The sequence below is a fragment of the Citrobacter sp. Cu231 genome (genome assembly GCF_030332265.1).
GTDB classification, from domain to species: Bacteria; Pseudomonadota; Gammaproteobacteria; order Enterobacterales; family Enterobacteriaceae; genus Citrobacter; species Citrobacter meridianamericanus.
In genome coordinates this window covers 234,451-253,937 of record NZ_JAOWIE010000053.1, presented here as the reverse complement: position 1 = coordinate 253,937, position 19,487 = coordinate 234,451, and the positions used below count along the sequence as shown (strand labels likewise).

Sequence of the window (19,487 nt, the reverse complement as noted above, 5' to 3'; positions counted from 1 at the left end):
TTACCCCTTGTTTGCAGCCCGGAAGCCATTTTCCAGGTCGGCAATTAAATCTTCGCCATCTTCAATACCGGTGGAGATACGCAACAGCGTTTCCGAAATCCCGGCAGCAGCACGCGCTTCTGGCGCCATACCCGCGTGTGTCATGGTTGCAGCGTGGGAGATCAGACTTTCAACGCCCCCTAACGATTCCGCCAGCGTAAACAATGACAACCCGCCCAGGAAGCGACGCAGCGTTTGCTCATCGCCATCCAGTTCAAAACTCAACATCGCGCCAAACCCTTTTTGCTGGCGCGCGGCAATCTCATGGCCCTGGTTATCCGGCAATGACGGGTGATACAATTTTTTCACCAGCGGCTGAGTTTGCAGATAATCCACAATCGCCTGAGCATTACGTTGCGCCACCTCCATACGCGGTGACAGAGTACGCAGGCCGCGCAACAGCAGATAACTATCAAACGCGCCGCCGGTCACACCAATATTATTCGCCCACCATGCCAGTTCAGTGACCGTTTCCGGATCTTTCGCTATCACCACACCAGCCACCACGTCTGAGTGACCGTTTAAATATTTCGTGCATGAATGCAACACCAGATCGGCGCCTAATGCCAGTGGATTTTGCAGTGCCGGGCTTAAAAAAGTGTTGTCTACCACGCTGACCGCGCCAGCCTCACGCGCCAGTTGGCAGATTTTCGCAATATCCACCACGCGCAGTAGTGGGTTGCTTGGGCTTTCTACCAGCACCAGCTTCGGTTTTTCTGCCAGCGCCGCCTGCAATGCCTGCTCATCTCCTTGATCGACAAACAGTACGCGATAACAGCCACGTTTTGCCAGACTGTCAAACAGACGATAGCTCCCGCCGTAGCAGTCGTGCGGTGCAACCAGCAGATCGCCAGGCTTGAGGAATACCGTGGTCACCAGATGAATCGCCGACATACCGGTATTGGTCAGTACCGCTCCGGCCCCCCCTTCCAGTTCCGCGAGCGCACGCTGAACGACATCACGCGTCGGGTTACCGCGGCGTGAATAGTCATGGGCGCGAGGCTCATTAAAACCGGTAAAATTATAGGTACTGGAGAGGTGAATTGGCGGGACAACGCAACCGTACTGTTCGTCGTCATTTAATCCGCTACGCACTGCGATGGTGGCCTGTTTACGCGTCATATTGAGGAGATCCTGGCTGAGTCGGTGAAAAGTCAGGCACCAGAGTAAACATTGTCACAATAGACGTCAATACATCTGGACATCTAAACTTCTTTGCGTATAGATTGAGCAAACTGGAAATAGCCGTTAAAATTATATGCATTAGCGCACACATGCGACGGCTAACATCGTGTCACAACCGCGCCACTACGGTAAACTACGCGCAATGCAATTATGGCTCGGGCTCAGGTTCCGGCCTCATTATTACTGACAAAGAGGATTAGGTATCTCATGGCTGAATGGAGCGGCGAATATATCAGCCCATACGCTGAGCACGGTAAGAAGAGTGAGCAAGTCAAAAAAATTACGGTTTCCATTCCTCTGAAGGTGTTAAAAATCCTTACCGATGAACGCACGCGTCGTCAGGTCAACAACCTGCGCCACGCCACCAACAGCGAACTGCTGTGTGAAGCGTTTCTGCATGCTTTTACCGGGCAACCATTACCCAACGATGAAGACCTGCGTAAAGAGCGCAGTGATGAAATCCCGGAAGAAGCAAAGGTAATCATGCGTGAACTGGGTATCAACCCGGAAACGTGGGAATACTGATTGTTAGAACAAATGAGAAAAGGCGGGATTACTCCCGCCGCTTCTCGCTATTTTACTTACTGATACCATTAAGTTTATTCAATGTCTCTTCCATTTTTAGCGTCTCTTTACGGTTCAATGGATAGAAATAAATCAGAATAACCGCGGCCAAAAACAGGCATAACGCTGGTAAAAGATTCGCCATTGTATAGATGTTTTCCTGTACGATGCTGGTTTGCACAGCGCCGCCCGTTGACGAAGATTGATAACCAATGATGGCCAGCATAAAGCCGCCAATGGCTCCTGCGCACGCCTGACCAACCTTGCGGGCAAAGAAGTTCACGCCATAGACGGTGCCATCCTCACGATCGCCGGTGACATACTGGTGATAATCACAAACATCGGTCATAAACGCCCAAATCATCAGGTTGAATAGTCCAGCCCCCAACGTCGCCAGGAACAGGAAAACCAAATAGACTTTCGCGTCGGTAATATGGATGAAGTACATAATCAAATACATCGCTACTGCAAAGAGTAGTGCGCCGACGCTGGCCTCTTTTTTACCAAACCGCTTCGTGAGCCAGGATGCCGATGGCGCCAGCAGAACCAGAGAGCCAAAGGTGAAGAGCAAGGCAACGGACATGGCCTCTTTGTTATGGAAATAGTCATTAAACAGGTAAGTCATGTTGGTACCAGACAACCCCTGATTAATTACGATCAGCAGATCCACAACCACTAAAACAATCAGCGCTTTATTGCGTAATAGCCCTTTCAACAGCACTGAAACAGGCATGCTCTCTTTTTTCTCTACGCGCACACGCTCCGTCGTTAACTGGCAGGTCAATGTTAAAAAGATAAACCCCAACACCGCACAACCGATGGCGATCCAGAAGAAATGCTGCCCGGAGATCACCTGACTTCCGTCCACCAGCGTAGTGTACATCAGGATTGGAATAAAAAAGCCGGTTGCGCCGCCGCCGATAGCTGACCCAACGCTGCGCCAGGTTGACAGCGAGACACGATCTTCCGGGTTCGAGCTAATGGCTGCAGACATGGCCCCATACGGAATGCTCACGGTCGATAACAGTGAACCGTAGATAAAATAAGAACAGCAAATGTAGATAATTTTCGCCGTATAAGAAAAATCATTCACAAACGGCAGGAACAGGACGACCGCAATGATACAGAACGGGTACTTCATACGGCGTACCCACGGATTAAACCGTCCATGTATCGTCAGTTTAGAGGTATCACATAAGCGCCCTACGCCAACGTCGACAAACGCGTCAAAGAGTTTGGTCACAAAATAGAGTGAACCAACAATAACACCGGAAATACCGAGTACGTTGGTGTAATAAATCATTAAAAAACTATTTACCAGACCAAGAATAAAACAGGTTCCAAGGTCGCCACACAAATAACCAAATTTATCTCTTAATCCGAAAGGTCTGACAGCAATACTTTGATGATTTTCGATCATAGTTCCATCATTAGACATGATGTTAACTCCTTAGACACATTATTCACGCAAACTATGCGTATATACCGATACTCAGCGTAATAAACTGATATGAAATGTATTAATGGTCAGAAGTTATAACCAAGACCAACGCGATAACGAGTCTGACGATCGTCTGTGGTTGTGGTGTTATACCCCGAGGAAACGTTACCAACTTCAACAAATGGAACCCAGGAACCAATTTTATAAGCCACGCGGAAGTTATATTCGTAATCATCTTTTCGGTTATTATATAAATCTTCGCTGTCGGCAATTTTATAAATGCCGTTTAGCTCAAACATCCAGTCATTGATGTTATAACCGAGCCAGGCTTCCGGACGATAGACCATACGGTCATCCTTGCCGTCGGTGTTTCTGCGCATGTATTCCTGGCGATAGCGGAACGCGGTCCACCAGTTGTCATTGATGTTGTACTGCACGCGAATATACGGTTTATAAATCGCGATGTTATCACCCGTTTCAATCGCAATACCCGGTTGCCAGATAAGACCTTGCCAGGTGAACTGGTAGCTTGCCGTATACTCGTTACCATTACTCTCCATGTTATTCCACGCATCATTAGATTGCGTGTCTTCGGAACGTGAAATAGCTTCTACTGCCACGCCGAAACCTGTGGCAAAACGATGCGACATATAAACACGATCGTAATTACGACCATCATCATAATATTCATGCCGATAATCAACATAACCCGCTTGCGCGGCCGCAGAGAATAATGGAATCAGTAATAATGCGGTTTTAAATTTCATAGCCATCCCTCTTCACACTCAATCAAGGAAATTGCCCATCTCGTTTCGCCGATAAATGGAAAAACGATGAAGGATTAAGAATAATTTTATATTTCCACAAAAGTGTATTTTAGAAAGAAGAGAGAAACCTTTGGTATTTTGCCAAGAATTGGCTTAAGTGGCAAAAACCAGAAGATGAAAATGACGAAGATCACCAGTTGAAACAATTTATCGTAAAAATAAAAACACTGTTTTATTTATTAGATAATAGACATCATTCAATACATCAATACGAACTTCAGACTACAGGTGTAGAAACAAAAAAAGCGCCATATGGCGCTTTTTTCTGACAGCTGAAACTTATTTGCTGCCTGGGATGCTGAAACGCTTGTTGAAGCGATCAACACGGCCACCGGTAGCAACATCACGCTGCTTGCCAGTATAGAACGGGTGGCACTTACTGCACACGTCCAGGTTCAGATCGTGACCGACTGTAGAGCGGATTTTCATGACGTTACCGCAAGAGCAGTTTGCAGTAATTTCTTCGTATTTCGGGTGAATATCTTTTTTCATGGGAAAACCTCGGTTTAAGGCCGCGTCGCTCTTCCAGCCCTAACGCCAGACACCACGCGATGTTAATAGTATAGGCCTATGATACAAATTCATATCAAAGGCGGCGAATCATACAGAAATTAACCTGCTCTTGCAAACTGATCCGCATTCTGTCCTTCACTAATGTGTATACTAACCCGCCAGATTTCAAGTCAGGATGATTCAATGCCCGTTGCGCACGTTGCCTTACCCGTTCCGCTACCTCGCACCTTTGACTACCTCTTGCCGGAAGGCATGAGCGCCAAAGCCGGGTGTCGAGTACGCGTGCCTTTTGGCAAACAACAGGAGCGCGTGGGTATCGTCCTTTCCGTCAACGAAAGCAGCGAACTGCCGCGGAGCGAATTAAAAACTATTCTTGAAGTGCTGGACAGCGAACCGGTTTATTCGACCTCCGTCTGGCGTCTGCTGTTGTGGGCGGCAGACTATTATCACCATCCTATCGGCGACGTACTGTTTCATGCCCTGCCGATTCTGTTGCGCCAGGGACGCCCGGCGACTAACGCGCCCATGTGGTACTGGTTTGCCACAGAAGAAGGTCAGATCATTGATCTGAACAGCCTGAAGCGCTCTCCCAAGCAGCAGCAGGCGCTGGCTGCGCTACGCCAGGGAAAAATATGGCGCGACCAGGTCGCTGAACTGGAATTTAATGACGCCGCATTACAGGCACTGCGGAAAAAAGGACTGTGCGATCTGGCGAGTGAAACGCCAGGCTTTAGCGACTGGCGTACGCACTACGCCGTTTCCGGTGAGCGTCTTCGACTGAATACCGAGCAAGCCACCGCCGTCGGCGCGATTCATAGCGCCTCGGACAGCTTTAGCGCCTGGCTATTAGCGGGCGTGACGGGGTCGGGCAAAACAGAGGTCTATCTAAGCGTACTGGAAAATGTCCTTGCCCAGGGTAAGCAGGCGCTGGTGATGGTGCCTGAGATTGGCCTGACGCCGCAAACTATTGCCCGTTTTCGCGAACGCTTCAATGCGCCGGTCGAAGTCCTGCACTCCGGATTGAACGACAGCGAACGTCTTTCAGCCTGGCTGAAAGCAAAGAATGGCGAAGCGGCGATAGTTATCGGTACGCGCTCCTCGCTGTTTACGCCGTTTAAAAACCTCGGCGTGATCGTCATCGACGAAGAGCACGACAGCTCTTATAAACAGCAGGAAGGCTGGCGCTATCATGCGCGCGACCTCGCAGTTTATCGCGCCCACAGCGAGCAGATTCCGATTATTCTCGGCTCTGCAACCCCGGCGCTGGAAACGCTGTGCAACGTGCGGCAGAAAAAATATCGCATGCTGCGCCTGACGCGACGCGCCGGAAATGCGCGCCCAGCCACTCAGCACGTGCTGGATCTCAAAGGTCAGCAAGTGCAGGCAGGACTCGCCCCTGCGCTTATCACCCGCATGCGTCAACATTTGCAGGCAGATAACCAGGTAATTCTGTTTTTGAACCGCCGGGGTTTTGCCCCTGCGCTGCTGTGCCACGACTGCGGCTGGATTGCCGAATGTCCGCGCTGCGATCACTACTACACCCTGCATCAGGCGCAGCACCATTTACGCTGCCACCACTGCGACAGCCAGCGCCCAATACCGCGTCAGTGCCCTTCCTGCGGTTCGACGCATATGGTTCCGGTTGGCCTCGGCACCGAACAGCTTGAGCAGGCTTTGGCACCTTTTTTCCCCGGTGTGCCAATTTCACGCATCGATCGCGATACCACCAGCCGTAAAGGCTCGCTGGAGCAGCATCTGGCGGAAGTACATCGCGGCGGCGCGCGAATTCTGATCGGCACGCAAATGCTGGCTAAAGGCCACCACTTCCCGGACGTCACCCTGGTGGCGCTTCTGGACGTTGACGGTGCACTGTTCTCTGCGGATTTCCGGTCGGCAGAACGCTTCGCCCAGCTCTACACACAGGTCTCCGGACGAGCAGGACGCGCCGGGAAACAGGGCGAAGTGGTGCTGCAAACGCACCACCCTGAACATCCGTTGCTGCAAACCTTGCTGTATAAAGGTTATGACGCGTTTGCCGAACAGGCGCTGGCCGAGCGACAAACGCTCCAGCTTCCACCGTGGACCAGCCATGTGATCGTGCGGGCTGAAGATCATAATAACCAGCATGCGCCAATGTTCTTACAGCAGTTACGAAACCTGATTCAGGCCAGTCCACTGGCCGATGACAAACTGTGGGTGCTCGGCCCGGTTCCCGCTCTGGCACCAAAGCGCGGCGGTCGGTATCGCTGGCAAATTTTGTTACAGCATCCGTCGCGAATTCGCCTGCAGCATATCGTCAGTGGCACATTGGCGCTGATCAATACGTTACCCGATGCACGTAAGGTTAAATGGGTGCTGGATGTCGATCCCATCGAGGGATAATCCCTCACGATGCGAGGCGGATCGTAAAATTAAAGATCCATCACACTTTTTATGAAAATTCTGTAACCGCTTCCATTAACTATCTGATAAAAATGTTTCAGATGAAGGCTATTCAAGGACGAGTCTGTGCCAGCAGCTCTCTGGCGAGGAGAAAGAGTGAAACCGAATAAGCAGGTTGCCGCCGCTACGATGAAAGATGTTGCTCTGAAGGCGAAAGTCTCAACGGCAACCGTATCCCGCGCATTAATGAACCCGGACAAAGTCTCACAGTCAACCCGTAACAAGGTTGAGCAGGCAGCCCTGGAAGTGAGATATTTACCTCAATCGATGGGACGCAATGTTAAGCGTAATGAATCACGTACCATTCTGGTGATTGTGCCGGATATCTGCGATCCGTTTTTTAGCGAAGTGATTCGCGGCATAGAAGTGACCGCCGCAGAGCAAGGATATCTGGTGCTTATCGGCGATTGTGCGCACCAGAACCAGCAGGAAAAGACCTTCCTCAACCTCATAATCACCAAGCAGATCGATGGCATGGTGCTGCTCAGCTCGCGCCTGCCGTTTGATGCCAGCGTGGAAGAGCAACGCAACTTGCCGCCGATGGTCATGTCCAACGAGTTCGCGCCAGAGCTGGAATTGCCCACCGTGCACATTGATAATCTCACCGCCGCCTTCAACGCGATGAACTATCTGCTGGAGCTGGGGCACAAACGCATTGGCTGTATCGCTGGACCAGAGGATATGCCGCTGTGCCATTACCGTCTGCAAGGCTACGTTCAGGCACTACGCCGTAGCGGAATTACGGTCGATCCGCATTTCATCGCGCGTGGTGACTTTACCTATGCAGCGGGAGCCGATGCACTGAAGCAGCTTCTTGAACTTCCGCAGCCGCCTACCGCGGTCTTTTGCCACAGCGACGTCATGGCACTAGGCGCGCTCTCATATGCCAAACGTCAGGGCCTGAAGGTGCCTGACGATTTATCCATCATTGGCTTTGATAACATTTCGCTCACGGAATTCTGTGATCCACCCCTGACAACCGTTGCACAGCCGCGTTTTGATATCGGACGTGAAGCTATGCTGTTACTGCTCGATCAATTACAAGGGCAGAACGTCAGCAGTGGCTCACGTTTACTGGACTGCGAGCTAATTATTCGGGGTACTACCCGGGCACTGACGTAAAGTAAAGTGCTTTCGGACTCCCCTGTCTGGTCAAAGGCCCGCCGCTTAAGTAACATGGCGGGCTGACGAACGAATAAATACAGCGAAACGATAGTGGCACAACGAGATTATGTACGTCGCGGCCAACCGGCACCTTCGCGGCGCAAGAAGAGCACATCACGGAAAAAACAACGCAATACGCCTGCGGTATCGCCCGCTATGGTTGCTATTGCTGCAGCCGTACTCGTGACCTTTATCGGTGGTCTGTACTTCATTACGCATCACAAGAAAGAAGAGTCCGAAACGCTGCAAAACCAGAAAGTCACCGGCAATGGCATCCCACCAAAACCGGAAGAACGCTGGCGATACATCAAAGAGCTGGAAAGCCGCCAGCCTGGCGTACGTGCGCCTACCGAACCGTCCGCTGGCGGCGAGGTGCTGAACGCCGATCAGCTAACCAATGAGCAGCGACAGCTATTAGCGCAAATGCAGGCTGATATGCGTCAACAGCCAACGCAGCTCAACGAAGTGCCGTGGAACGAGCAAACGCCTGAACAGCGTCAGCAAACGTTGCAGCGCCAGCGTCAGGTGCAGCAACAGCAATGGGCCAACACGCAGCAACAGGCTCAGCAGCCGCGCACGCAACCACGGGTAACGGAACAACCGTACCAGCAGCAGCAAACGCGTACGGCGCAAGCAGCTCCAGTACAACAACAGCCGAAAGCACAGCCAAAACCGGCGGCCCAACAGCCGTACCAGGACCTGCTGCAAACGCCTGCGCATACTACCGCCGCTCAGCCGAAAACGCAGCCGGCCGCGCCAATAACGAATGAAACGCAACCGCCAAAACAGACAGCGGAGAAAAAAGATGAACGCCGCTGGATGGTGCAGTGCGGGTCATTTAAAGGCGCAGAGCAAGCAGAAACCGTACGGGCGCAGCTGGCCTTTGAAGGCTTCAATTCACGTATTACCACTAATAACGGCTGGAATCGCGTGGTCATTGGTCCGGTTAAAGGCAAAGAGAATGCCGACAACACCATCAGCCGCCTGAAGGTTGCTGGTCACACAAACTGCATTCGACTCGCCACTGGGGGTTGAAACCCCTAAAATCCCCCCCATCTATACTTACATTCTGCCCCGTACGTGGTACGGGGCCCCTACGTCCGTATTTGTAAGAAGGGGTCTGCTCGTGACAACAATAGTAAGTGTTCGCCGTAACGGCCACGTCGTAATCGCCGGTGATGGCCAGGCCACACTGGGCAATACCGTCATGAAAGGCAACGTGAAGAAAGTCCGCCGTCTGTACAACGACAAAGTCATCGCGGGCTTTGCGGGTGGTACTGCGGATGCATTCACGCTGTTTGAACTGTTTGAACGCAAGCTGGAAATGCATCAGGGTCACCTGGTGAAAGCGGCCGTTGAACTGGCAAAAGACTGGCGTACCGACCGTATGCTACGCAAACTCGAAGCGCTGCTGGCCGTCGCAGATGAAACGGCATCACTCATCATCACCGGTAACGGCGACGTCATCCAGCCAGAAAACGATCTGATTGCCATCGGCTCCGGCGGTCCCTACGCCCAGGCTGCTGCACGCGCTCTGCTGGAAAACACCGAGCTTGGCGCGCGCGAGATCGCTGAGAAAGCGTTGGATATTGCAGGGGATATCTGCATTTATACCAACCACTTCCATACCATCGAAGAATTGAACTCCAAAGCGTAAGGATCCCCCATGTCTGAAATGACCCCACGCGAAATTGTCAGCGAGCTGAACAAACACATCATCGGCCAGGATAACGCTAAGCGTTCCGTGGCGATTGCCCTGCGTAACCGCTGGCGTCGTATGCAGCTCAACGAAGAGTTGCGCCATGAAGTCACGCCGAAAAACATTCTGATGATTGGCCCGACCGGCGTCGGTAAAACCGAAATCGCCCGTCGTCTGGCAAAGCTGGCCAACGCGCCGTTCATCAAAGTTGAAGCAACGAAATTCACCGAAGTCGGCTATGTAGGTAAAGAAGTTGACTCGATCATCCGCGATCTGACCGATGCAGCCATCAAAATGGTTCGCGTTCAGGCGATCGAGAAAAACCGCTTCCGTGCTGAAGAGATGGCGGAAGAACGTATTCTCGACGTACTGATCCCACCGGCTAAAAATAACTGGGGACAGTCAGAGCAGCCGCAGGAACCTTCAGCAGCGCGTCAGGCATTCCGTAAAAAACTGCGTGAAGGCCAACTGGATGATAAAGAGATCGAAATCGATCTCGCGGCCGCACCGATGGGCGTTGAAATCATGGCACCTCCGGGAATGGAAGAGATGACCAGCCAGTTGCAGTCTATGTTCCAGAATCTGGGCGGACAGAAACAAAAACCGCGTAAGCTGAAAATCAAAGACGCGATGAAGCTGCTAATTGAAGAAGAAGCGGCCAAACTGGTGAATCCGGAAGAGCTAAAACAGGAAGCTATCGACGCCGTTGAACAGCACGGGATCGTGTTTATCGACGAAATTGACAAAATCTGTAAGCGCGGCGAATCCTCCGGCCCGGACGTATCCCGTGAAGGCGTTCAGCGCGACCTGCTGCCGCTGGTTGAAGGCTGCACGGTCTCCACCAAGCACGGTATGGTGAAAACAGATCACATTCTGTTTATCGCCTCTGGCGCATTCCAGGTGGCGAAACCGTCTGATCTGATCCCGGAACTGCAGGGTCGTCTGCCGATTCGTGTGGAGCTTCAGGCGCTGACCACCAGCGATTTTGAACGTATCCTTACCGAACCGAATGCCTCCATCACTGTGCAGTACAAAGCGCTGATGGCGACCGAAGGTGTGGACATTAACTTCACCGAGTCGGGCATTAAACGCATTGCCGAAGCGGCCTGGCAGGTCAACGAAACCACCGAAAACATCGGTGCGCGTCGTCTGCATACCGTTCTTGAGCGTCTGATGGAAGATATTTCCTATGATGCGAGCGATTTGAACGGCCAAAGCATCACAATTGATGCCGAATATGTGAGCAAACATCTGGATGCGCTGGTCGCAGATGAAGATCTGAGCCGTTTTATCCTATAATCGCGTTCAATGCATTTTCATCACTGTTGATGGGGCTGATAAAGCCCCATTTTTATTGGCGCTAAATATGACTGAACAACAACAAATTAGCCGCTCACAAGCCTGGCTGGAAAGTTTACGACCTAAGACCTTACCGCTCGCCTTCGCGGCGATCATCGTCGGTACGACATTAGCATGGTGGCAAGGGTTCTTTGATCCACTGGTCGCTCTGCTGGCACTCATTACCGCGGGACTGCTGCAAATCCTGTCGAATCTCGCGAACGACTATGGCGATGCCGTCAAAGGCAGCGACAAGCCCGACCGCATAGGACCGCTGCGCGGTATGCAAAAAGGGGTTATCACCCAACAGCAGATGAAGCGGGCGCTGATCGTCACCGTGGTGCTGATCTGCTTGTCCGGTCTGGCCCTGGTTGCTGTGGCCTGTCACACGCTGGCAGATTTTGTCGGCTTCCTGGTGCTCGGCGGCCTGTCGATCATTGCCGCAATCACTTACACCGTGGGCAATCGCCCTTACGGATATATCGGTCTGGGCGATATTTCCGTGCTGGTGTTCTTCGGCTGGCTGAGCGTTATGGGAAGCTGGTATCTGCAGGCGCATACGCTGATTCCGGCGCTCATTCTGCCTGCCACCGCCTGCGGCCTGCTGGCAACTGCCGTGCTTAACGTCAACAACCTGCGCGATATCAACAGCGACAGAGAGAACGGCAAGAACACGCTGGTGGTGCGTTTAGGCGCTGTCAACGCCCGCCGCTACCACGCCTGTCTGCTGATGGGCACGCTGGTCTGTCTGGCGCTGTTTAACCTGTTCTCACTGCAAAGCCTGTGGGGATGGCTGTTTATCCTCGCCGCTCCGTTGCTGATTAAACAGGCGCGATACGTGATGCGTGAGATGAACCCTGAGGCAATGCGCCCGATGCTGGAACGCACCGTAAAAGCGGCACTGTTAACTAACCTGCTGTTTGTCGTTGGAATTTTCTTGAGTCAGTGGTCTCTTTAACTGACAAATATCAATTAACAATTGATGATTTTGCCAACAGTACACATAGCGCGATATACTAAAAATTCTCGCAGCAACTGAACGTTGAGCCTATGAAATACGATACATCCGAGCTTTGTGACATCTATCAGGAAGATGTCAACGTCGTGGAACCACTGTTCTCTAACTTTGGAGGGCGGTCGTCGTTTGGCGGACAAATCATCACGGTAAAATGTTTCGAGGACAACGGGTTGCTGTACGATCTGCTCGAACAAAACGGCCGTGGTCGCATTCTGCTGGTCGATGGCGGCGGTTCTGTCCGTCGTGCGCTGGTCGATGCCGAACTGGCTCGACTGGCCGTACAGAATGAATGGGAAGGTCTGGTCATCTACGGCTCAGTCCGTCAGGTAGACGATCTGGAAGAACTGGATATCGGCATTCAGGCGATTGCCGCAATTCCGGTCGGTGCCGCAGGGGAAGGTATTGGAGAAAGCGATGTACGCGTCAACTTTGGCGGTGTAACGTTCTTCTCCGGCGATCACCTGTACGCTGACAACACCGGGATAATTCTCTCCGAAGACCCGCTCGATATCGAGTAAGTAAAAAAGGCCATCAGCAAATTTGATGGCCTTTTTTTCATTCATTTGATTCGTAATGAATGACTTTAATATCATACTTTTCATTTTTTTCTTCGGCAACGACGCTCATCATCTCACGACTGGCAGGATAAGTTTCGATATAAGCATTTAATTTATCCTCAGCTATCTGAAGGTCACTCTTTTGTATTCCGGTAAAAATTATTTCACTGAGTTGAAGATGGCTACCTTCATCTGAATAGCTTACAAAAAACCAGTCGCTGGATACCCTTGGAACCTGTTTAAGAGGTGTCGGTGTTAGCAGATGATAGAATAATAAATTCTGCTGTGTATAGATTTTTTCTGTAAAGATGCTCAACATGAAACAGCAATAAAGTAGCGAAATTAAAATCATAAATACAATAATAAAACCTGATTTCCTGAACTTCATATGCGGAGTTCCCGAACATAATTTGGATTCGCAACAGGTTTTATTATATCCATAAATAAAGGTAATTCCCCTGAGTAGGGTTCATGTTTCTTATTCTTATCTATTGGGTCAGGAAATAGTAACGGAATAACGCTTTTGTTTTTATACTCACCAACAGGACCATAGAAGTCCCAGATACGATAAGCCTTTTCTTTCGAACAGATCCGAAGACGAGAGGTGTAATCTGCATAATTTACAGCTTGGTAAAAACCAAATAAGTTCGATACCAAATCTTCAGCACTATAGCCACTATCCGTTAAATATACGTAAGGCCAAAAATCCTGCAAGGATTCGAAGCGATGTGACGTACCTAAGAATATCGATAAAGCAATACCTTGTAAGGTTCGTTCCGGTAATCCTCGTCGCACCATAAATCTACGATATATACCAGTATTAATATTTAGGCCATGAATGTTTTTGGACATACTTTGATGATAATTTACTTCATAAAATTCGCTATCACCACCACGAGCGCTTATCATTTCAAACCATAATCTTTCAGCCCCTGCTGGATTAGCATGGCCTAAATCAATCCATCCTAGATTCTCTGTATAGATAAGGCCATATTTAATATCACTGGTGATAAATCGATCCGAATTATCAATAATATCGTTTCTTTTTGTCATATCGTATTCTTTGAAATTTAAAAGTTACGATATCCTAATATCTACATAGTAAAAAGGCATCCATTATGGATGCCTTTTTAAAGAAATCAGAATTAGACTTCTTCCATACGACCCAGGAGGGCATGCAGACGATCCTGCCAGCCATTCTGCTGTTCTTTCAGGTTGTTGTTCTCACGCTCCAGCTCTTCACGCTGCTGCTGTGCAGTCTGAACTTCCTGCGACAGTGAGTTGTTTTTTTCTTTCAGCTCTTCGATTTCCATCTGTAACAGCGTGATGGTATCAATCGCCTGCTGTACTTTTGCTTCCAGTTTCTCAAACACTTCTAATGACATCGTCATACCTCTCCTGAATTGCAAGGCGTTGATGGATAAAAATCCTCGTCCCGATAACCGGCGACGCCTTAATAAAAACGAGCGCACTCTACTTAGCTCCGATTGTATGAAGCCGCGCCATCGCTGTCCAGCGGCATCCCGCGCAGATTGCGGTTTGCAACACTTTTCGTCTTTCTCCTGGTGACATTACTGTCATAACTCTTAAGTGTTAACGAATTGATCGTTGAAATGATTCAGCTCACACTATTTTTGTATAACAAATACCGCCAGATGGCGCGATAACGCTCATTTTGTTGATGCAGTACACACATTTTAATTTCGATATTTCTCGTTTTTGAGCGTTAACGATAAATTAACAGTGTGCCTACCGGCTCCGGGGATGTCAGTGACCTTCTCGCACATAAACATTAATCTCTCTTCAGGATCCGATTATGAGTCAAACCTCAACCTTAAAAGGCCAGTGCATTGCTGAATTCCTCGGTACCGGGTTGTTGATTTTCTTCGGTGTGGGCTGTGTCGCTGCACTCAAAGTGGCCGGGGCTACTTTTGGTCAGTGGGAAATCAGTGTCATCTGGGGCCTGGGGGTAGCGATGGCTATCTATCTGACCGCAGGCGTTTCTGGTGCACACCTGAATCCCGCGGTAACCATCGCACTCTGGCTGTTCGCCTGTTTTGATAAACGCAAAGTTATCCCTTTTATTATTTCGCAAATTGCCGGCGCCTTTTGCGCAGCGGCACTGGTTTACGGGCTTTATTACAATCTATTCCTCGATTTCGAACAAACTAACCATATCGTGCGCGGCAGTACCGAGAGCCTGGGTCTGGCAGGTACTTTCTCCACCTATCCGAACCCGCATATCAATTTTGTGCAGGCCTTCGCGGTTGAAATGGTCATTACCGCTATTCTAATGGGGCTGATTCTGGCTCTGACCGACGATGGTAACGGTGTACCTCGTGGTCCGCTGGCACCACTGCTGATCGGCTTGTTGATTGCCGTTATTGGTGCTTCCATGGGTCCGCTGACAGGTTTTGCGATGAACCCGGCACGTGACTTCGGACCGAAACTCTTCGCCTGGATGGCCGGATGGGGTGAGATTGCCTTCACGGGTGGTCGTGATATCCCTTACTTCCTGGTACCGGTGTTTGGCCCAATTACCGGCGCGATTTTGGGCGCATGGGCATATCGCAAACTGATTGGTCGCCATTTACCGTGCGATGTCTGCGTGATTGAAGAAAAAGACGCGGCGGCCAACACTCAACAAAAAGCTTCGCTGTAATGTGACTACGGGACAAAAATTATGACTGAAAAAAAATATATCGTTGCGCTCGACCAGGGCACCACCAGCTCCCGCGCGGTCGTAATGGACCACGATGCGAATATCGTTGCCGTTTCACAGCGCGAATTCGAGCAAATCTACCCGAAAGCAGGTTGGGTAGAACACGACCCAATGGAAATTTGGGCAACCCAAAGCTCTACGCTGGTTGAAGTTCTGGCGAAAGCCGATATCAGTTCCGATGAAATTGCAGCAATCGGTATTACTAACCAGCGTGAAACCACCATCGTCTGGGAGCGTGAAACCGGTAAACCAATCTATAACGCCATTGTGTGGCAGTGTCGTCGCACCGCGGATATCTGCGAAAAGCTCAAGCGCGATGGCATGGAAGAGTATATCCGTAACAACACCGGCTTGGTGATTGACCCGTACTTCTCCGGTACCAAGGTGAAGTGGATCCTCGACCACGTTGAAGGCTCACGTGAGCGCGCTCGTCGCGGCGAACTGCTGTTTGGTACCGTGGACACCTGGCTTATCTGGAAAATGACGCAGGGACGCGTACACGTCACGGATTACACTAACGCTTCACGTACCATGCTGTTTAACATCCATACCCTGGACTGGGATGACACGATGCTGGATGCGCTGGATATTCCGCGCGCCATGCTGCCAGAAGTGCGTCGTTCTTCTGAAGTGTACGGCCAGACCAACATCGGTGGTAAAGGCGGCATTCGTATTCCTATCTCCGGTATTGCCGGTGACCAGCAGGCGGCTCTCTTTGGTCAGCTGTGCGTGAAGGAAGGGATGGCGAAAAACACGTACGGTACCGGCTGCTTCATGCTGATGAACACCGGCGAGAAAGCCGTTAAGTCCGAAAACGGGTTGCTGACTACTATCGCCTGCGGACCGACCGGGGAAGTGAACTACGCGCTGGAAGGTGCGGTATTTATGGCTGGCGCATCCATTCAGTGGTTGCGCGATGAAATGAAGCTCATCAGCGATGCATTCGACTCTGAGTATTTCGCCACCAAAGTGAAAGACACCAACGGCGTGTACGTCGTTCCGGCATTTACTGGCCTGGGCGCACCGTACTGGGACCCGTATGCACGTGGCGCCATCTTCGGCCTGACCCGTGGCGTAAACTCCAACCACATCATCCGCGCAACGCTTGAGTCTATCGCTTACCAGACCCGCGACGTACTGGAAGCAATGCAGGCTGACTCCGGAATTCGTCTTCACGCCCTGCGCGTTGACGGCGGTGCAGTTGCCAACAACTTCCTGATGCAGTTCCAGTCTGACATTCTGGGCACCCGCGTTGAGCGCCCGGAAGTCCGCGAAGTCACCGCATTGGGTGCAGCGTACCTGGCTGGTCTGGCAGTAGGCTTCTGGCAGAATCTGGATGAGTTGCAAGAGAAAGCGGTCATCGAGCGTGAATTCCGTCCAGGCATCGAAACCACCGAGCGTAACTTCCGTTACAGCGGCTGGAAAAAAGCGGTCAAACGCGCAATGGCGTGGGAAGACCACGACGAGTAATACGTCATTGCCGGATGGCGACTGTGCCTAATCCGGCAATCTCTTCTTGCGGGGGCAACCCCGCACACACATCAATAATCTCGCCCCCTCCCCTGTGCTACACTTCGCGCCATTCCTTTCAGCTACGAGTTTGCAATGAGACGAGAACTTGCCATTGAATTTTCACGCGTGACCGAAGCGGCCGCGCTGGCTGGCTATAAATGGCTGGGCCGCGGCGATAAAAATACCGCTGACGGCGCGGCGGTGAACGCCATGCGTATTATGCTCAACCAGGTCAACATCGACGGCACCATCGTGATTGGCGAGGGTGAGATTGATGAAGCGCCGATGCTGTTTATCGGCGAGAAAGTCGGAACCGGTCGCGGTGATGCGGTCGACATCGCCGTCGATCCTATCGAAGGCACGCGCATGACGGCCATGGGCCAGGCCAACGCGTTGGCCGTACTGGCGGTTGGCGATAAAGGCTGCTTCCTCAACGCGCCGGATATGTACATGGAAAAGCTGATTGTCGGCCCAGGCGCAAAAGGGTCCATCGACCTGAACCTGTCGCTGGAAGCCAACCTGCGTAACATTGCTACCGCGCTCAACAAACCGCTCGGCGAACTGACCGTCACCATCCTGGCAAAACCACGCCATGACGAGGTTATTGCCGAGATGACAAAACTGGGCGTACGCGTCTTCGCCATTCCTGACGGCGACGTTGCGGCCTCGATCCTGACCTGCATGCCCGGCAGCGAGGTTGACGTGCTGTATGGCATTGGCGGGGCGCCGGAAGGGGTGGTTTCCGCGGCTGTTATCCGCGCGCTGGATGGCGACATGCAGGGTCGTCTGCTGGCACGCCATGACGTCAAAGGCGACAGCGAAGAGAACCGTCGCATTGGCGAACAAGAACTGGCGCGCTGTGCTGCCATGGGCATTGAAGCGGGCAAAGCGTTACGTCTGGATGAAATGGCGCGCAGCGACAACGTCATTTTCTCCGCAACCGGCATCACCAAAGGCGATCTGCTGGAAGGAATTAGCCGTAAAGGTAATATCGCAACCACCGAAACGCTACTGATCCGCGGCAAATCGCGGACGATCCGCCGCATTCAGTCGATTCACTACCTCGATCGCAAAGATCCTGATGTGCAGGCGCACATTCTGTAATTGATTTGATCAATAGAGCCTTCCAGCCCATCCGGGCTGGAAATCTTTCGCCCAACGAACGAAGATAAGGCAATCAAAGCAGACAGGAGAAAACCATGGCAGATTGGGTAACAGGCAAAGTCACAAAGGTGCAGAACTGGACCGATGCCCTGTTTAGTTTGACCGTGCGAGCTCCGGTTCTTCCTTTTACCGCAGGTCAGTTCACCAAACTTGGCCTTGAGATTGACGGCGAGCGCGTCCAGCGCGCCTATTCATATGTTAATGCGCCTGACAATCCTGACTTAGAATTTTATCTGGTGACGGTTCCCGACGGCAAACTCAGCCCTCAACTGGCAGCGCTAAAGCCAGGTGATGAAGTCCAGGTGGTGAGTGAGGCCGCTGGATTCTTCGTACTGGATGAAGTCCCTGATTGCGAAACGCTATGGATGCTGGCAACCGGCACCGCTATCGGTCCGTATTTGTCGATTCTGCAGTTAGGCAAAGACCTGGATCGCTTTAAAAATCTGGTGCTGGTGCATGCCGCACGTTATGCCGCCGATTTGAGTTACCTGCCGTTGATGCAGGCGCTTGAAAAGTGCTACGAAGGTAAATTACGCATCCAGACGGTTGTCAGCCGGGAGACAGCTGCAGACTCGCTGACCGGGCGCGTACCGGCGCTGATTGAAAGCGGTGAACTGGAAAAAGCGGTAGGGCTGTCAATGGATAAAGAAACCAGCCACGTGATGCTGTGCGGAAACCCGCAAATGGTACGCGATACACAGCAACTGCTGAAAGAAACCCGGCAAATGACCAAACACCTGCGTCGTCGACCGGGCCATATGACCGCTGAGCACTACTGGTGAGGGCTTGCCGGATGGCGTTAATGCTTATCCGGCCTACGAGTCAGCTCTGTACTTCACGTCCTGCGTATCCTTCCCATATTTATTTTCATCCTGGGTGCCAATGAACGCGCCCAGATCGATTAGCATACCGACCAGAATCAACGTCGGCACAAAGCGACCAACCGCCCATTGCCAGACGCCTGGTAACATCGCCCAGTTCCCGGCCAGCAGCATCCACGCCAGAATCATCAACAGCGCCCATGCTCCTGAACGCCCCCTATCGTGCAGGCGTTTTACCGTCACCGCAGCCGTTGGCCACAGCAGACATACCAGACAAAATGCCGCCGTCTGAATATCGAGTAATTGTTTACTCGCCAGCGAAAACAAAACCAGCATTCCAACGATCCACAGGCCTATCCAAATCCAGAAATCACGGCGCCCGATGCGCCCTTTAAATGAGAATAACCACTGCTGTATGGTCATGTAAGTTCCTTTATTATTACCTTCCAGAACAGTTTACCCTTTTGACAAGCCCGACGGT

At 51.4% G+C, this 19,487-nt stretch carries 20 protein-coding genes; 12 read left to right on the top strand and 8 right to left on the bottom strand.

The window, feature by feature from the left end:
- Positions 1-1,161: a cystathionine gamma-synthase gene (gene metB / locus OGY15_RS24045; protein WP_003028818.1), complete on the bottom strand. Its 1,161-nt coding sequence runs from the start codon at positions 1,159-1,161 to the stop codon at positions 1-3.
- A 270-nt stretch (positions 1,162-1,431) separates the two neighbouring features.
- Between metB and metJ the strand changes: the two genes are divergently transcribed.
- Complete coding sequence (gene metJ, locus OGY15_RS24040) at positions 1,432-1,749, top strand: met regulon transcriptional regulator MetJ (protein WP_003028816.1); 318 nt, start codon at positions 1,432-1,434, stop codon at positions 1,747-1,749.
- A 52-nt stretch (positions 1,750-1,801) separates the two neighbouring features.
- On the opposite strand, the gene OGY15_RS24035 is transcribed toward metJ, so the two are convergent.
- From OGY15_RS24035 to rpmE, 3 genes are all read right to left on the bottom strand, one after another.
- Positions 1,802-3,226 carry an MFS transporter gene (locus OGY15_RS24035; RefSeq protein ID WP_151218453.1) on the bottom strand — a complete coding sequence of 475 codons (1,425 nt, stop codon included), beginning with the start codon at positions 3,224-3,226 and terminating at the stop codon, positions 1,802-1,804.
- Between the two features lie 89 nt (positions 3,227-3,315).
- The gene (locus OGY15_RS24030; RefSeq protein WP_151218452.1) at positions 3,316-3,996 is read right to left on the bottom strand and encodes an oligogalacturonate-specific porin KdgM family protein; all 681 of its coding nucleotides are present in this window, start codon (positions 3,994-3,996) and stop codon (positions 3,316-3,318) included.
- 339 nt (positions 3,997-4,335) lie between these two features.
- Entirely contained in the window at positions 4,336-4,548 is a 213-nt protein-coding gene (rpmE, locus tag OGY15_RS24025; RefSeq protein ID WP_151218451.1) for a 50S ribosomal protein L31, read from the bottom strand.
- Positions 4,549-4,752: 204 nt separating this feature from the next.
- Between rpmE and priA the strand changes: the two genes are divergently transcribed.
- The 7 genes from priA (at position 4,753) to rraA (ending at position 12,748) form a co-directional block, all read left to right on the top strand.
- Entirely contained in the window at positions 4,753-6,951 is a 2,199-nt protein-coding gene (gene priA / locus OGY15_RS24020) for a primosomal protein N' (RefSeq protein ID WP_151218450.1), read from the top strand.
- A gap of 156 nt (positions 6,952-7,107) precedes the next feature.
- Positions 7,108-8,133, top strand: coding sequence for a DNA-binding transcriptional regulator CytR (cytR, locus tag OGY15_RS24015; protein WP_286541397.1), 1,026 nt, complete (start codon positions 7,108-7,110; stop codon positions 8,131-8,133).
- Positions 8,134-8,226: 93 nt separating this feature from the next.
- On the top strand, positions 8,227-9,210 hold the full coding sequence (gene ftsN / locus OGY15_RS24010) for a cell division protein FtsN (protein ID WP_210905501.1): 984 nt from the start codon (positions 8,227-8,229) through the stop codon (positions 9,208-9,210).
- A 91-nt stretch (positions 9,211-9,301) separates the two neighbouring features.
- Positions 9,302-9,832: an ATP-dependent protease subunit HslV gene (gene hslV / locus OGY15_RS24005; RefSeq protein WP_003028805.1), complete on the top strand. Its 531-nt coding sequence runs from the start codon at positions 9,302-9,304 to the stop codon at positions 9,830-9,832.
- A 9-nt stretch (positions 9,833-9,841) separates the two neighbouring features.
- On the top strand, positions 9,842-11,173 hold the full coding sequence (gene hslU, locus OGY15_RS24000; protein ID WP_003028803.1) for an ATP-dependent protease ATPase subunit HslU: 1,332 nt from the start codon (positions 9,842-9,844) through the stop codon (positions 11,171-11,173).
- A 67-nt stretch (positions 11,174-11,240) separates the two neighbouring features.
- Entirely contained in the window at positions 11,241-12,170 is a 930-nt protein-coding gene (gene menA, locus OGY15_RS23995) for a 1,4-dihydroxy-2-naphthoate polyprenyltransferase (RefSeq protein WP_286541394.1), read from the top strand.
- A 92-nt stretch (positions 12,171-12,262) separates the two neighbouring features.
- Positions 12,263-12,748 carry a ribonuclease E activity regulator RraA gene (gene rraA / locus OGY15_RS23990; protein WP_003028798.1) on the top strand — a complete coding sequence of 162 codons (486 nt, stop codon included), beginning with the start codon at positions 12,263-12,265 and terminating at the stop codon, positions 12,746-12,748.
- 37 nt (positions 12,749-12,785) lie between these two features.
- Here the strand turns inward: rraA and OGY15_RS23985 are convergent, their stop codons facing one another.
- The 3 genes from OGY15_RS23985 to zapB form a co-directional block, all read right to left on the bottom strand.
- Positions 12,786-13,175, bottom strand: a complete 390-nt coding sequence (locus tag OGY15_RS23985; protein ID WP_151218447.1) for a hypothetical protein — start codon at positions 13,173-13,175, stop codon at positions 12,786-12,788.
- The gene (locus tag OGY15_RS23980) at positions 13,172-13,840 is read right to left on the bottom strand and encodes a hypothetical protein (RefSeq protein WP_151218446.1); all 669 of its coding nucleotides are present in this window, start codon (positions 13,838-13,840) and stop codon (positions 13,172-13,174) included. The genes OGY15_RS23985 and OGY15_RS23980 overlap by 4 nt, the downstream gene beginning before the upstream one ends.
- A gap of 92 nt (positions 13,841-13,932) precedes the next feature.
- Positions 13,933-14,178, bottom strand: a complete 246-nt coding sequence (gene zapB / locus OGY15_RS23975) for a septal ring assembly protein ZapB (protein ID WP_088732415.1) — start codon at positions 14,176-14,178, stop codon at positions 13,933-13,935.
- A 425-nt stretch (positions 14,179-14,603) separates the two neighbouring features.
- Between zapB and OGY15_RS23970 the strand changes: the two genes are divergently transcribed.
- The 4 genes from OGY15_RS23970 to fpr all read left to right on the top strand — a co-directional run bounded on the left by OGY15_RS23970 (position 14,604) and on the right by fpr (position 18,967).
- Positions 14,604-15,449: an MIP/aquaporin family protein gene (locus tag OGY15_RS23970; protein WP_151218445.1), complete on the top strand. Its 846-nt coding sequence runs from the start codon at positions 14,604-14,606 to the stop codon at positions 15,447-15,449.
- Positions 15,450-15,470: 21 nt separating this feature from the next.
- Complete coding sequence (glpK, locus tag OGY15_RS23965; protein ID WP_151218444.1) at positions 15,471-16,979, top strand: glycerol kinase GlpK; 1,509 nt, start codon at positions 15,471-15,473, stop codon at positions 16,977-16,979.
- Between the two features lie 135 nt (positions 16,980-17,114).
- Positions 17,115-18,125, top strand: coding sequence for a class II fructose-bisphosphatase (glpX, locus tag OGY15_RS23960; protein WP_286541389.1), 1,011 nt, complete (start codon positions 17,115-17,117; stop codon positions 18,123-18,125).
- A gap of 95 nt (positions 18,126-18,220) precedes the next feature.
- The gene (gene fpr, locus OGY15_RS23955; protein ID WP_151218442.1) at positions 18,221-18,967 is read left to right on the top strand and encodes a ferredoxin--NADP(+) reductase; all 747 of its coding nucleotides are present in this window, start codon (positions 18,221-18,223) and stop codon (positions 18,965-18,967) included.
- 33 nt (positions 18,968-19,000) lie between these two features.
- On the opposite strand, the gene OGY15_RS23950 is transcribed toward fpr, so the two are convergent.
- Complete coding sequence (locus tag OGY15_RS23950; protein WP_151224162.1) at positions 19,001-19,429, bottom strand: DUF805 domain-containing protein; 429 nt, start codon at positions 19,427-19,429, stop codon at positions 19,001-19,003.
- Positions 19,430-19,487: the final 58 nt, after the last annotated feature.

Coding starts and splice junctions, on each gene's coding strand:
- glpX (WP_286541389.1), top strand. CDS start 17,115: ATGAGACGAGAACTTGCCATTGAATTTTCACGCGTGACCGAAGCGGCC.
- OGY15_RS23950 (WP_151224162.1), bottom strand. CDS start 19,429: ATGACCATACAGCAGTGGTTATTCTCATTTAAAGGGCGCATCGGGCGC.
- menA (WP_286541394.1), top strand. CDS start 11,241: ATGACTGAACAACAACAAATTAGCCGCTCACAAGCCTGGCTGGAAAGT.
- metB (WP_003028818.1), bottom strand. CDS start 1,161: ATGACGCGTAAACAGGCCACCATCGCAGTGCGTAGCGGATTAAATGAC.
- zapB (WP_088732415.1), bottom strand. CDS start 14,178: ATGACGATGTCATTAGAAGTGTTTGAGAAACTGGAAGCAAAAGTACAG.
- priA (WP_151218450.1), top strand. CDS start 4,753: ATGCCCGTTGCGCACGTTGCCTTACCCGTTCCGCTACCTCGCACCTTT.
- glpK (WP_151218444.1), top strand. CDS start 15,471: ATGACTGAAAAAAAATATATCGTTGCGCTCGACCAGGGCACCACCAGC.
- OGY15_RS24035 (WP_151218453.1), bottom strand. CDS start 3,226: ATGTCTAATGATGGAACTATGATCGAAAATCATCAAAGTATTGCTGTC.
- OGY15_RS24030 (WP_151218452.1), bottom strand. CDS start 3,996: ATGAAATTTAAAACCGCATTATTACTGATTCCATTATTCTCTGCGGCC.
- OGY15_RS23985 (WP_151218447.1), bottom strand. CDS start 13,175: ATGAAGTTCAGGAAATCAGGTTTTATTATTGTATTTATGATTTTAATT.
- OGY15_RS23980 (WP_151218446.1), bottom strand. CDS start 13,840: ATGACAAAAAGAAACGATATTATTGATAATTCGGATCGATTTATCACC.
- metJ (WP_003028816.1), top strand. CDS start 1,432: ATGGCTGAATGGAGCGGCGAATATATCAGCCCATACGCTGAGCACGGT.
- OGY15_RS23970 (WP_151218445.1), top strand. CDS start 14,604: ATGAGTCAAACCTCAACCTTAAAAGGCCAGTGCATTGCTGAATTCCTC.
- rraA (WP_003028798.1), top strand. CDS start 12,263: ATGAAATACGATACATCCGAGCTTTGTGACATCTATCAGGAAGATGTC.
- rpmE (WP_151218451.1), bottom strand. CDS start 4,548: ATGAAAAAAGATATTCACCCGAAATACGAAGAAATTACTGCAAACTGC.
- hslU (WP_003028803.1), top strand. CDS start 9,842: ATGTCTGAAATGACCCCACGCGAAATTGTCAGCGAGCTGAACAAACAC.
- fpr (WP_151218442.1), top strand. CDS start 18,221: ATGGCAGATTGGGTAACAGGCAAAGTCACAAAGGTGCAGAACTGGACC.